Annotated in this window: 11 protein-coding genes; 3 read left to right on the top strand and 8 right to left on the bottom strand. The window is 36.8% G+C overall.

Annotation, left to right across the window (positions count from 1 at the left end; translation table 11 throughout):
• Complete coding sequence (locus tag D1003_RS06930) at positions 1-711, top strand: biotin--[acetyl-CoA-carboxylase] ligase (protein WP_153936254.1); 711 nt, start codon at positions 1-3, stop codon at positions 709-711.
• Here D1003_RS06930 and D1003_RS06925 read toward each other — a convergent pair.
• From D1003_RS06925 to D1003_RS06910, 4 genes are all read right to left on the bottom strand, one after another.
• On the bottom strand, positions 705-1,799 hold the full coding sequence (locus D1003_RS06925; RefSeq protein WP_153936253.1) for an LptF/LptG family permease: 1,095 nt from the start codon (positions 1,797-1,799) through the stop codon (positions 705-707). The genes D1003_RS06930 and D1003_RS06925 overlap by 7 nt on opposite strands.
• A 199-nt stretch (positions 1,800-1,998) precedes the next feature.
• Positions 1,999-3,135, bottom strand: a complete 1,137-nt coding sequence (gene tgt / locus D1003_RS06920; protein ID WP_014937667.1) for a tRNA guanosine(34) transglycosylase Tgt — start codon at positions 3,133-3,135, stop codon at positions 1,999-2,001.
• A 7-nt stretch (positions 3,136-3,142) separates the two neighbouring features.
• On the bottom strand, positions 3,143-3,541 hold the full coding sequence (locus tag D1003_RS06915; protein ID WP_153936252.1) for a DUF4296 domain-containing protein: 399 nt from the start codon (positions 3,539-3,541) through the stop codon (positions 3,143-3,145).
• Positions 3,538-4,254: a polyprenol monophosphomannose synthase gene (locus tag D1003_RS06910; RefSeq protein WP_153936251.1), complete on the bottom strand. Its 717-nt coding sequence runs from the start codon at positions 4,252-4,254 to the stop codon at positions 3,538-3,540. Before D1003_RS06910 ends, D1003_RS06915 begins: the two co-directional genes overlap by 4 nt.
• Before the next feature lie 817 nt (positions 4,255-5,071).
• Here D1003_RS06910 and D1003_RS06905 point away from each other — a divergent pair.
• Both D1003_RS06905 and D1003_RS11265 read left to right on the top strand, forming a co-directional pair.
• Positions 5,072-5,455, top strand: a complete 384-nt coding sequence (locus D1003_RS06905) for an HU family DNA-binding protein (RefSeq protein WP_153936250.1) — start codon at positions 5,072-5,074, stop codon at positions 5,453-5,455.
• A gap of 290 nt (positions 5,456-5,745) precedes the next feature.
• The gene (locus D1003_RS11265) at positions 5,746-6,990 is read left to right on the top strand and encodes a hypothetical protein (RefSeq protein WP_260393350.1); all 1,245 of its coding nucleotides are present in this window, start codon (positions 5,746-5,748) and stop codon (positions 6,988-6,990) included.
• Positions 6,991-7,145: 155 nt separating this feature from the next.
• Here D1003_RS11265 and D1003_RS06895 read toward each other — a convergent pair whose 3' ends face one another.
• From D1003_RS06895 to D1003_RS06880, 4 genes are all read right to left on the bottom strand, one after another.
• Positions 7,146-7,523 carry a DUF2809 domain-containing protein gene (locus D1003_RS06895; RefSeq protein ID WP_153936249.1) on the bottom strand — a complete coding sequence of 126 codons (378 nt, stop codon included), beginning with the start codon at positions 7,521-7,523 and terminating at the stop codon, positions 7,146-7,148.
• A 6-nt stretch (positions 7,524-7,529) separates the two neighbouring features.
• Positions 7,530-10,121: a DNA mismatch repair protein MutS gene (mutS, locus tag D1003_RS06890; RefSeq protein WP_153936248.1), complete on the bottom strand. Its 2,592-nt coding sequence runs from the start codon at positions 10,119-10,121 to the stop codon at positions 7,530-7,532.
• Between the two features lie 86 nt (positions 10,122-10,207).
• On the bottom strand, positions 10,208-12,709 hold the full coding sequence (locus D1003_RS06885) for an exopolysaccharide transport family protein (RefSeq protein ID WP_153936247.1): 2,502 nt from the start codon (positions 12,707-12,709) through the stop codon (positions 10,208-10,210).
• 4 nt (positions 12,710-12,713) lie between these two features.
• Complete coding sequence (locus D1003_RS06880) at positions 12,714-13,586, bottom strand: polysaccharide biosynthesis/export family protein (protein WP_153936246.1); 873 nt, start codon at positions 13,584-13,586, stop codon at positions 12,714-12,716.
• Positions 13,587-13,609: the final 23 nt, after the last annotated feature.

The raw sequence follows: 13,609 nt of genomic DNA, 5'->3' as shown, positions 1-13,609 counted from the left end.
ATGAAAATCTTACATCACCTTACCGAATGTAATTCTACTAATGACGAGATTATCAACTTTGTCCCCTCTATTCTCCAAAAAGAAGACTTAGTAGGTGTCTATACACTTAACCAAACTCGAGGAAAGGGACAATACGGCAATTCTTGGGAAATAAATCCTAACGAAAACATTGCTATCAGCCTCGCAATTTCTTTGGATAGATTTCCATTTGCGATTTCTATCATCAATTATTATACCGCCATTATCGTGAGAGATTTTATTGCCAATTTGACCCAAATTCAGCCAAAAATCAAGTGGCCAAATGATATTATACTCAACCAAAAGAAAGTATCTGGTATTCTCCTTGAAAAGAAAAATAACTGTTTAGTCATTGGCATCGGCATCAATGTATTACAGCAAAACTTTGAATGTTTCCCAAAAGCAGGGTCTATCTATACGCAAACTCATCGCTCTTTTGAACCTCATCTACTTGCTAAAGAGTTATTTGAATTTTTCACTAACGAAATAGCACAACCAAAAACGGAAACTCAAATTCTAGAGATACTTAATAATACTCTTTTCAAAAAAGACGAGGTCTGCGTGTTTGACATTAAAGGCGTAAGACAAAATGGCATTATCCGAAAAGCAGATGCAGAAGGACATCTTTGGGTAGAACTAGAAGATGAGCAGCTACACAAGTTTTACCACAAGGAAATCCAAATGCTCTACTGACGAGCCCTTCTGAAATACAGCACCAAAGCAAGTGGAGCAAATACAAAATTAGGCATCCACATTGCTACGAAAGGTGTGAGTATTTTACTAGATGAAACCACTTTAAGTGCCTCAAACGAAAAAATAAACACAAACGCCAAAGCTATCCCCACAGCAAGATTAACTCCTATCCCACCTCTCTTTTTTTCGGACGCTAAAGCTAAACCTAAAATGGTTAAAATTATAATAGAAACAGGCATTGAGGTGCGGGCGTGAAGCTCATTAAGATAGGTATTGATGTTACCGTTGCCTTTTATTTTCTCTCTATTGATGAATTTCACCAGCTCTGGTGTTGTTTTGTTCTCACCTAAAAGTTCATCTGGAAAAAGCTCTTCTGGTGGATAACCAAAACTCTGGTAGGTCTGCGTACCATTGCTTAACTTTTCAGTTTCGTTTTTACCTGCTTTTTTTTCGTAGAAAGAAGTGATGGAAAAGGCTTGTTTCTTTTCGTCCCAAGAGACATAATCACCCTTAATCTGATGTATGAGTTTGTTGTTGTTATCAAATTTTTGGTAAAGGTAATCCGAGCCTCTTGCTTCCTTTCTGTGATAAGAGCCTATAAATACATATTCTGTTGGCGACATCTGAGCCGAGATAGCAACACTCCTATTCTTTTCCTCTTGCCTTACCTGACTTTCGGTAAAGACCATCAATTCGTTCTTTTTAACATTAGCCCAAGGCAGAGCATAGTGGTTAAGCACAAGCATAAACAAGGCTATCCCAACTGCTACCATAAAGTATGGTCTTGCAAATCTATGAAAACTAGCTCCGCTACTTACAATGGCTACAATTTCGGTATTATCCGCCATACGAGATGAAAAGTAAATGACGGAAATAAACACCAAAATAGACATAAAGGTAAGGATAAGATATATCATCCAAAACGGATAGAAGTGTAATAAAAAGTACCCCACCGTGTAACCACTTTTCTCTATGTTGGGAGCTTTCGCCTGTATGTCCACCACTATCACAATAATAGATAGCAACATCAGCATAAAAACTAATGTTCCTAAAAACTTCTTGATGATATAGGCGTCTATTATTTTCATAATTTAATTCTTACTTTTCTCTGTTTTTGTTTTGGCTGCCACCGCGTTAGGGATAGAGCGGATACCCCGAAGGGAAGAAGCCGCGGAGCGAAGCGGAGCGGCAATGACCGAAGGCGTATGAGCGATAGCCCGACCCTAGCCGTTGGACTTTAGCCCTGGAGAGGGAAACGCCCTAACCTTACTAAAAGTCGTAAACTCACTAAAGCCTTTGTTTTAAAACTGGTACAATCTGCTCCTTCCACTCGTAGAAATCCCCTGCTAAGATATGCTCTCTAGCCACCTTTACCAAATCTAAATAGAATGCCAAGTTGTGTATAGAAGCAATCTGCTTACCTAGGTATTCTTTAGCTACAAAAAGATGCCTTACATAAGCCTTAGAATACTCCTTGTCCACAAAGCTCGTCCCCATCTCATCTAACGGAGAAAAATCTTCTTTCCACTTTTGGTTTTTCATATTCATAACGCCTTGCCAAGTGAATAACATTCCGTTTCGGGCGTTTCTAGTTGGCATCACACAATCCATCATATCCACTCCCAAACCTATACTTTCCAAAATATTCCACGGTGTACCTACGCCCATTAAATATCTTGGTTTTTCTTTCGGAAGAATATCGGTAACCTCGTTGGTAATTCGGTACATTTCTTCTTCTGGCTCCCCTACCGAAAGCCCTCCGATGGCATTACCTTCAGCCCCTGCCTCTGAAATAACTTCAGCGGAAATCTTTCTTAAATCAGAATAAGTAGAGCCTTGAACTATCGGAAATAAACGCTGCTTATGCCCGTACAATTCGGCATTATTTTCTGTCCATTCTATACAACGCTTGAGCCACCTGTGAGTAAGCTCCATAGAGGCTTTAGCTTGATTATACTCACAAGGGTAAGGTGTACACTCATCAAACGCCATAAAAATATCGGCTCCTATCTGCCTTTGTATTTCCATAGACTTTTCTGGAGAAATGAAGTGGTAGCTTCCATCAATATGAGATTTAAACTTAACCCCTTCCTCCGTCATCTTTCTGCTTTTTGAAAGAGAAAAGACCTGATAACCTCCAGAGTCCGTAAGGATAGGACGCTCCCAGTTCATAAAACGATGTAGTCCTCCTGCTTTCTCCATCACTTCCATACCTGGCCTTAGGTAAAGATGATAGGTGTTACCTAAAATAATTTGTGCCTTAACATCGTCTCTTATTTCTCTTTGGTGTAGTGTTTTTACCGATGCTACCGTACCCACAGGCATAAAAATAGGCGTTTGGATTTCTCCATGAGCGGTACTAATTACTCCTGCTCTAGCCTTAGATTCGGTAGTTTTTTCTATACTAAAAAATGGTTTTGACATTGCGTTGCTATTGTTGTTGTAAATCTCCTGCATTAACTTTTTCTTCTTTATTTTGGTTTTTATTTTCTGCTTCTTTCTTCTTAATATACTCTTCTAAATCCGAGTCTTTAAGTAATATGTCTTGAGCCATATCGTAGATTTTATCTACATCGGACGGTTTGTACAAATAATATTTAAAACTGTCTTCAAATGCTTTGCCTTTAGCTTTGTTTTTATTCATCACAAAACGACTGACTTCCTCCATATCCATATTTCTAGTAAAATCGGAAGACTGTGTATAAACAGCAAAGTCTGCTACTATCTGTGCCATTTCTTCTTTGGATAATAAATCTTTAGGGGCTTCAACCGAGTGCCTACAAGCTACCACGAAAATCATCACCCAAAAAAGCCCAATTAACCTATTCATAATCTACCTATTAAAGCCTTCCATCTTAGATTAAGCACACCTATTACGGCTTCTTTAATGATTCCGCCATTCATTTTAGACTCGCCTTTGGTTCTATCGGTAAAAATAATAGGAACTTCCTTTATTTTTAAACCTTTTTTGAATACTCTGTATTTCATTTCCACCTGAAAACCATAACCTTTTAGTTTTACCTTATCTAACCCTATTTTTAGAAGAGTGTCTTTTCTGAAACAGACAAACCCTGCCGTAGTATCGTGCACGGGTAAACCTAAAATAAACCTTACATATTTAGACGCAAAATAAGATAACAAAACCCTTCCCATAGGCCAATTAACCACATTAACCCCTTGGGAGTAACGAGAACCTACCGACATATCCGCCTCTAAACACGCCTCATAAAGTCTAGGTAAATCTTTTGGATTGTGAGAAAAATCGGCGTCCATCTCAAAAATAAAATCATAGCCCTGCTCTATTGCCCAACGAAAGCCGTGCAAATAAGCCTTGCCCAAACCATCTTTTACTTTTCTTACGGTTAAATGAAGCCTACCCTCAAAAAGCCTCTGCATAGAACGAACAATATCTGCCGTACCATCGGGAGAGGAATCATCTACGACCAAAATATGAAAACCTCCCCCCAAATCCATCACCGCTTGAATAATGGACTGTATATTTTCTTTTTCGTTATAGGTAGGAATGACAACGATTTTTTTCATTCAAAAAAAAACTAATAGTCTGCAAAGTTAAGTCTTTTATTCAAATATGCAGAATTAACTTTTTAACCATTTAATTGGTGGGGGTATCCATTAGCCTTTTCTTAGATAACCCCATAATGGACATTGGTTCAAAACATAATTACTCTTAAACAATGGCAGTATTATATTCTCCCTCTACTGAAAAATAACCCCTCCTCTTGCTCGCATCAAAAAAAGTTTTTACATTTGCCATCGCTATGCCTTACTTTATCAGCAACATACAACCAAATGTGAAAAAGTTGCAAAATTATTTGGTAGTTCCAAATAATTTTGTAAACACACACACAGAATAGTTGCGTGCGTACGCGTATTATACCACTTTTTATCTAGATTTTTATCGTTAATTATAAATGTTCCGCCAATTTTTGTTGGGGGCTTTTGGCGTTTATCCTATTCTAATTTTAGCTTTCATCAATATTTGCTAAAAGCACCATTGTTTTGTCTTACAACTTGGTCGTTCTTGTTGGGTGCTTTTAGCGTTCAGAAAGGGAGCTTCAGCTTTCTTTCTGCCTTAGCCTTTCCTCTCGTTTTGTGTGTGTTTAGAGGGGAAAGGCGTTTTCTTATGAGTTCAAAGAGCTTTAGTTTAAGGTTTAAAGTTCAAATATTCAAGGAATCATCGGAGCTATTGAACTACGCCCCCAGAACTTTAAACTTTGAATCCTTGAACTTTGAACCGCTGAACCTCCAAGCTCTAATAGCCACCAACCATTTAACAATTAACAACCTAACGACTGAACAATTTAACAACTAACAACTAATATCTAAAAACTAAATCTTTATGCCAATCAAGTACAAAGTGATTCAGAAAGGGCAACCGGGAGTTGCCGGTGGAGGCGAGAAAAAATACTACGCTTCTGCCAATGTAGTCAGCGAAAAAACTTTAGCAGGTCTGACTAGGGACATCGAGAAAATTTCCACCGTAAGTGGGGCGGACATCAGAGCGGTGCTTTACGCTTTGGTAGATGTGATGCAGTCTTCTCTAGCCGAAGGACAGATTATCCGCCTAGGAGAACTCGGCAGTATGAGGGTGAGCATCAGTAGCGAGGGAAAATCTAAAGAAGAGGAAGTAACCCCCGCAGCCATTAAAAACGCCAAGGTGGTCTTTACCCCAGGTTCTGACCTGAGAAAGATGCTGGCAACGCTAAGCTACGAAAAGCTCTAGCAGAGGGCGATAAAACCGCACGCGTGAAAAAAAAACCGCAGGCGTGCGGTTGGGCAACCACAGGCGTGAAAATTTAAACGACACGCCTGCGGTTTTTCAGAAGTAGGTGTGTATAAAAAAACGCCTAAGGAGAAGTTCAGAATTTCCTGCCGTGAAAAAAAATTTTCCTAGCTAGGAAATCTTAATTCTCTAGTTAGGAAATCCTAAACGCCACGCTAGGGAATTTTAACCCAAAGAACAACAAAGAAAAAAATTAAACAAAATCATTAACAACTTTAAAATTAAATTTTATGAAAACAAAGACTACAAAATTAAGTGTGTTAGCCTTGTTAGGATTAGGGCTCGTAACTTATGGACAAGATTATAGTGGTAAAATAGGGATTAACTATAACAAGCCTAATGCTACTTTAGAAATCAAAGGGAAGTCAGACAATACGGATAAGACTTTAGAAGGATTGATAATCCCAAATGTGAGTAAAAATAAAGCTTATCTCATGACAACCAATACAGAGATGCTCCTTAAAGAATCTACCTTAATCTATGTAGATAATATTTCAGATTACACTATCTCTCCAATAGATACTAAAGTAGCAGATATTACAGAAAAAGGATATTACTATTGGAACGGTACGAAGTGGGTAAAGAGTGGAAACAATGGAACTACGATTTGGGTTAACGATTCTACAAACAAAGTAGCAAAAATCAAAAACTTATCAGATGGGATAACCGAAAGATTAGATGGAAATAATATTTTTATTAACGATGAAGGATATATAGGAGTAGGAACTAAATCACCCGAAAGAAAGTTACATTTAGTTGGAAATGGTAATGCTTTGGGTGAAATTCTATTACAGTCGGCTTCTAATACAAACATGTCGCCAGGGGTACTATCTAGAAAATTGAGAGGGACAATTGAAAATCCAGAAGCAGTAATGGAAAATGATCATCTAATAACCTTGGGAGGAGGAGCTTATGATGGGGTCAAATATAATTATAATAGAGGGGGTATTTTTGTTAATACTTCAGAAAATTGGACAGATGTAGCACATGGAACAAATATTACATTTCTAACAACATTGAATGGTTCAGATACACGATCAGAAGCTATGAGAATAGAAAATAATGGTAATGTGGGGATAGGAACTACTAGCCCAACTGAAAAGTTAGAAGTGGCAGGTACTGTAAAAGCCACAGGTTTTACGGGAGCTAGTGGTGCTACTATCTTCCCAGACTATGTATTCCAAAAGTATTATACAGGTACTTCTAGCCTAAAGGCAGATTATAGCTTTAAAACCCTTAGCCAAGTAGAAAACTTTGTAAAGACTAATGGGCATTTGCCAGGGTACCAATCTGCAGAAGCTATCAAAAAGCAAGGCTATATAGACCTTATGGCTACCCAACTTACCAATGTGGAGAAGATAGAAGAACTCTACCTACACAGCATAGAGCAAGACAAAGCCCTAAAAGCTAAAGATGCCGAAATTAAAGAACTCAAAGAAAGGCTATCTAAGATAGAAACTCTATTATCTAAGTAATTTGGTATTCTAGAAATATTATAAAAAATCACTTGGAGAACAAACCTTCAGGTGATTTTCTTTTTAGTAGCCCCCCACAACAGAGGCACTATAATAGCCACAAAACTAATATTTTTAATTAGAAAAAGTGGTTTGCAGAGAAATCGCAAGTTCTGTTATTTACCTCTCATTTTAACCAATACAAAAATAAAAGCACATCCCACCGCATAGCACAATAGGTCTAACCAAGAGAAAGAGTTCCCAATAACAATATGCCCTACACTACCTTCTCTAAACCCTAGCTTCTCTGCAATGCTAAAATATTGTAATACCTCTACTAAAACAGAAAATAGAAATATCCCTAAAATCAGTTGAGTTTTTTCTTTAGTTTTAAAGAAAGTCAAAACAAAGGTATAAATAAGAATTACCACCAATACATCTCCTAGATATGCCCTAATAAAATAACAGGATTTAAGCCAAACCGCAATTATCACTTCTGTTAAAAATAACAACAGAGTAATGGCACACCAGAAAAGACTAAACCTTGGTTTCATTTTGTATTATTTGCCTATCATATTTTTAATGGCGTTGAGTTTCATCATAGCTTCTATAGGCGTGAGCGTGTTGATGTCTATCTTAGTAAGCTCTTCTCTGATGTTTTCTAAAACGGGGTCGTCTAATTGGAAGAACGAGAGTTGCAAATTTTCTTCCGTTACCCTTTTAACAGATTCTTTTGTATCATTCTGTGAGCGGTTGTTTTCCAAAGTTTTTAGGATTTCGTTAGCTCTATTAACTACCGTAGCAGGCATTCCTGCCAATTTTGCCACGTGGATACCAAAGCTATGTTCGCTACCACCAGACACCAACTTCCTCAGGAAAATAATGTTCCCCTTATGCTCTTTAATTGAAATGTGGAAGTTTTTAATCCTTTCAAAATTATTGGTCATTTCATTCAACTCGTGGTAGTGGGTGGCGAATAAAGTCTTAGGTTTGGTTGGGTGCTGATGCAAATATTCCGCAATAGCCCAAGCGATAGAAACGCCATCATAAGTGGAAGTACCTCGCCCTATTTCATCTAAAAGAATTAAACTTCGGTCGGAAATATTATTGAGGATATTAGCGGCTTCGTTCATTTCCACCATAAAGGTTGATTCTCCCGCAGAGAGATTGTCCGTTGCTCCCACCCTTGTAAATATCTTATCTAAAATGCCAATAGAAGCATATTTAGCTGGGACAAAACTCCCGATTTGTGCCAAAAGACAAATAACTGCCGTTTGCCTCAATATCGCCGATTTACCCGCCATATTGGGACCAGTTACCATAATAATCTGCTGCTCCTCTCGGTCTAAAAACAAATCGTTAGGAATGTATTTTTCGCCTAACGGCAAAGCATTTTCTATAATAGGGTGTCTTGCCTCTTTGAGTTCTATACTAAAGCCATCGTTAAGCACTGGTTTAGTATAGCCTTTTTCCACAGACAACTCTGATAACCCAACCGCCACATCTAGCTGTGCGATAAGTTGTGCGTTTTCCTGAATTTGGTCTATATAAACAAGTACCTCTTGGCATACCTTTCTATAAAGCTCTTGCTCTAGAATGGCTATACGCTCTTCTGCTCCTAAAATTTGGTCTTCGTATTCCTTCAGTTCTGTTGTAATGTACCTCTCGGCATTGACTAGCGTTTGCTTTCTAATCCATTCTTCAGGAACTTTGTCCTTATGCGTATTTCTAACCTCTATATAATAACCAAAAACATTATTAAAATTGATTTTCAGACTAGCAATGCCCGTTCTTTCTATTTCCCTTTGGCACATCTCGTCTAGGTAATCTTTACCAGAGTTCTGCAAACCTCTCAAACGGTCTAGCTCGTCAGAAACACCCAACTTAATCACATTGCCTTTGGCTAAGTTTACAGGTAGTTCCTCATTTAGGTTACTCTCTAAAGTATTGATAACTTCCTCCAAATGATTAAGTGGATTAAGCCACGCCAAAACATCAGGATATTGATGCAGTAACGATTTTATCTCGGAAATATAAACTAAACTTTGTCTAAGATAGCCTAGTTCTTTAGGTGATATTTTCTCTGCCGCTAGCTTACCCATCAATCGGTCTAAGTCCGAAATACCTTTAAGCCTTGTTGCAACATCTAGTCTTAGCTGCTCCTCATTATTCAAAAATTCAACTAAAGAGAGTCTTCTGTTAATTTCATTTACGGATTTAAGTGGCAATATCAATCTTCTCCTCAAAAGCCTTCCTCCCATTGGAGTGGCTGTTCTGTCTATAATATCCAAAAGACTTTTCCCGTTTTGATGTGTAGGAAATACCACTTCCAAATTTCTCAGCGTAAACTGATCCATCATTAAATAATCTTCCTGCGGAATAAGTTTTATCTGAGTAATATGATTGAGCAAATTATGATGCGTATCCTCCACCAAATAGGCAAAAATAGCTCCAGCAGCCGTAATGCCTAGCTTATAGTCTTCTACTCCGAAACCTTTAAGAGAATTAGTTTTAAAGTGTTGCGTGAGCTTTTCGTAAGCAAAATGATACTGAAATGCCCAATCCTCCATCTTAAAAACGCTTTTGTTTTTAACTTGACTAGGAATTTCTTGAGTTCTTTGGTAAATAATTTCGCTAGGTTCAAATGTATTGATGATATGTAGTAACTTTTCTAAATTGCCCTCTCCTAACAAAAATTCTCCTGTAGAAATATCCACTAAAGCAACGCCATACTTCTCCTTTTCCTTGTGAAGGGCAAGTAAAAAATTATTTTTCTTAGAATTAAGAACTTGGTCATTAAATGTAACTCCAGGAGTTACCAATTCCGTAACCCCTCTTTTGACGATACCCTTTACCAATTTAGGGTCTTCTAACTGATCACATACTGCAACCCTAAGCCCTGCTCTTACCAATTTTGGAAGATAAGAGTCTAAAGAATGATGAGGAAACCCCGCCAGTTCTATACTCTGTCCATCTCCACCATTGTTTCTTTTAGTAAGAACAATGCCCAAAATTTGAGCTGTTTTGATGGCATCTGTCCCAAAGGTTTCATAGAAATCTCCTACTCTGAAAAGCAATATTGCATCAGAGTATTTTGCTTTAATACTATTATATTGTTGCATTAGAGGAGTTTCTTTCTTTGCTTTTGCCATATCTATCCTTGTTTTGAACAGCAAAAATAACAAAACATTATGGGGAAAAAAAACTACCTCCCAAATTAGAGGTAGCCTGTATTTCTTTAATTCTTACTAAATATTGATTTTAATTTATTTCTCCATTTTACTAAGAAAGGCTCTTGATAATTTTTATCTTCGTCAAAGTAGCCATAACCGTAGCCATAGCCATAGCCATAGCCGTAACCGTAGCCATAACCTTGATTAGCTGAATAACCATTATACACCAAGCCTAGATGCTTAACCTCTTGTTTGTGATATTTTTCTATAATCATTTTAAGCATATACTTTTCGGTATATTCGTGACGCACAACATAGATATTAACGTCGGTATGCTTCATCAATTCAAAAGAATCTGCTACCAATCCAACAGGAGGAGAATCTATAACAATAAAATCGTAATTTTTCCTAAGACCTTCTATAAATTTAATATTCCTATCACTCATCAATAACTCTGACGGATTAGGCGGAATAGGTCCAGCAGTAATTACATCTAACGTAGAGATTTTCGTTTTATTGATGATTTGCTCCATAGATACTTCCCCTGTTAAAAAATTAGAAATTCCGTTTTTGTTACTGATTTCAAAATCTCCAAAAATTTTAGGTTTTCTCAAATCCATTCCCAATAATATGGTTCTCTTTCCACTTAATGCCAAAACGGAAGCTATATTTATAGAAGTATATGTCTTACCTTCTCCACTGATAGAAGATGTTACCAATATGACTTTCCCCTCCTCTCCGTCATCATCGTATAAAAATCTCAAATTTGACCGCACCCCTCTAAAGGCTTCGGAAATAGAAGATTTAGGCTGCTGAATTACTGTAAGATTATTCTCGGTAGAACTTTTACCAATAACCCCCAACAGTGGCATTTTGGTAGCCTTGATAATTTCTCCAATATTTCTCACCTTATTATCCAAAAGAGAACCTATAAGCAGTATGAGAAACGGAATAGACAATAATCCTCCAATAAGTGCTATCCCAAACATAGACGTATTGGGACCTATTGGACCTTGACCAAGATTTTTAGCCCAATCTAAAACAGTTATATCAGACAACCCTATTGCAAGACGCATTTCTGCTTTTGCTTGCTCTGAAAGCAAAGTATTATATGTTGTTTCGTTAATTGAATAGCCTCGCTCTGCATCAATTAATTTTTGTTCCTTAATAGGAAGTTTTCTAAGTTCTCTCTCATACTGTAAAAGCTCTACATCTAGTTTTTCTATATCGCTCAAATACATATTATAATAATTCCCCACAACCCCAGAAGACTTGCCTCTGGCTTCTCTAATAAGACGATTGATTTCCTTCATAGGTTCGGAGTTTGGGGTATAAATCGTTCTCATCTCCTCCCGTTTCTGTATAAGAGTTTTCAGTTCAGTAACAGAAGCCATAAAATTACCATCTTCCACTCCCGCAGCATTGATATTGATAACCTCATCTAAATTTTTGTTCATAGAGTTTCGGATATTATTAAGTGCAGAAATACGAGTTAGTAAATCGGCTTTCCTTTTTTCTATATCCTTAATTTTTTCCATTATAGGACTTACTCCTCCTCCAACATCAACAATATTTTCATCTATTTTAACCCCATTTAGACTTTGCGCTGATGAATCTAACTTTATTTTTACACTGTCTAAATTTTTCTTTATAAAGGCAACTGTATTTTTATCTACTAAACTTTTGTCTTGTTTCCTTTTTTCTATAAGTTCCTTTATTGTGCTATTCAAAAAGTTAACTGTAGAGTTTAGATTAGTCCCCTTCTTTGATATAGACATTATAGAAGGTAGTTCTTTATCAAACTCTACATTGATGCTATTTATATTTTCTTTTACCTTTTGGTCTATACTACTCAAAATAACCGTTATATTATCGTACCCAATATTATGCTGTACTGGATTTTTCACAAGTCTAAATCTAAAATGGGGAGACTCATACCATTGATATAGTCGTATTCTTTTAGAAGTCGTACTATCTTTCCCCTTTCTCTTTAAAGGATGAAAATCCTCGGTCTTATAGCTATACAAATAATCGGGCAAGATTTCTGGCAAATTAACTTTATAAGAATTCCCATCGGGGATAAATGTAATTGGGGTATTGATTGCCTGAAGGTGCTCTTTATCTATTTCTAAAAGGAACGGGGCTTCATTCTTATCCAAGAATGTACTTTTTAGTTTACCAGAAGTGCTATAGTTGATATACAAATCAAGTTTTCTAGTAATAAACTCGTTATGAGTCCTTGAAAGCAATATTTTTTTCACATACAACCCATCTTGATTTCCTCCTTGCCCCCATATGAAATTAATAGACTGGTTGCTAGGCGCTAAATAGCTTGCTGTATTATTAGAAACACTCAGAGAAATACTAGATTCGTAAATGTATTGTACATAATATCTTTTATAAATGTAGCTAATAATGTAGCCTAGTATACCTAGCAACAAAAACCAGTACCAATTTTTTATGATTTTTCTTAAAAAAAATTCTACATTAAAAACATCAAAAGTCCCAACTTTTGATGTTTCAGGCTGAATATTAGATGATTTTTGTCCTAATTTATCTGGTATCATAAATCTAAAATCTTGAAATTAACAAATATACAGAAAGTGCTGTGGTTATAAGAGAAACCCCTGTAGTTAATGTTTGCAAAGGTTCCTTACCAAACCCATACAAACTCTTAGATCGGGTGTTAAGATAAATCATATCCCCATTTTGAATCCAATAATATGGAGAATTCATAATATCATCTCTTGTTAGGTCTAGTGTAACTCTTTTAATACCTTCTGGATACTTTCTTTGTAAAACTACGTATCTTTTATCCACCGTCCTGTTCAGTCCTCCATTTTGAGCTAAAGCCTCAGTAATACTTAGCATACTGGTATAAGACCTCTTTTCTCCTGTAAGATTACCTCCCTCCTCTATATCACTCAACATATAATAAGTAATCCCGTCTGTATTAAGTCTTACTTGAGATTTGCCTTCCACAAAATTTTCATTAACACGAGTTTGTATTTCTGCTTCCATATCTTCAATAGTTCTACCCACAGCTTTTATTTCTCCTATACCCATTATATCTATATTCCCTCTAGAGTTTACCTTTAACCCATTAAAATAAAAAGTTCTATTTCCTCCTACACCTCCCACATTTCCTCCACCAGCAACGCCGCCTCCTACTGCCCCACCTACATTTCCTCCATTTTCCCCACCAGAGGTATTAAAACGAGAATAGAACTGTGCTGCATCACCTTTGGGAGTGGTTACTATATTAAGATTAAGAATATCCGCCTTAGTCACTCGATAAACCTCATTGCTATATGGGATTAACCCTTTCTCATTAAGAACAAGATGTTCGTTAGGCTGTTGGTATCTCACCTCTTTAGTCGTCAGACAAGATACTAGAAACAAAGATACAATTGGCAATAATAGATATAGTTTTACCTCTTTCATAGAAAAATATTTATGCAAAAGTA

Source organism: Riemerella anatipestifer, from assembly GCF_009663465.1.
Lineage (GTDB): Bacteria > Bacteroidota > Bacteroidia > Flavobacteriales > Weeksellaceae > Riemerella > Riemerella anatipestifer_C.
This window is presented reverse-complemented; position numbering and strand designations above follow the sequence as displayed.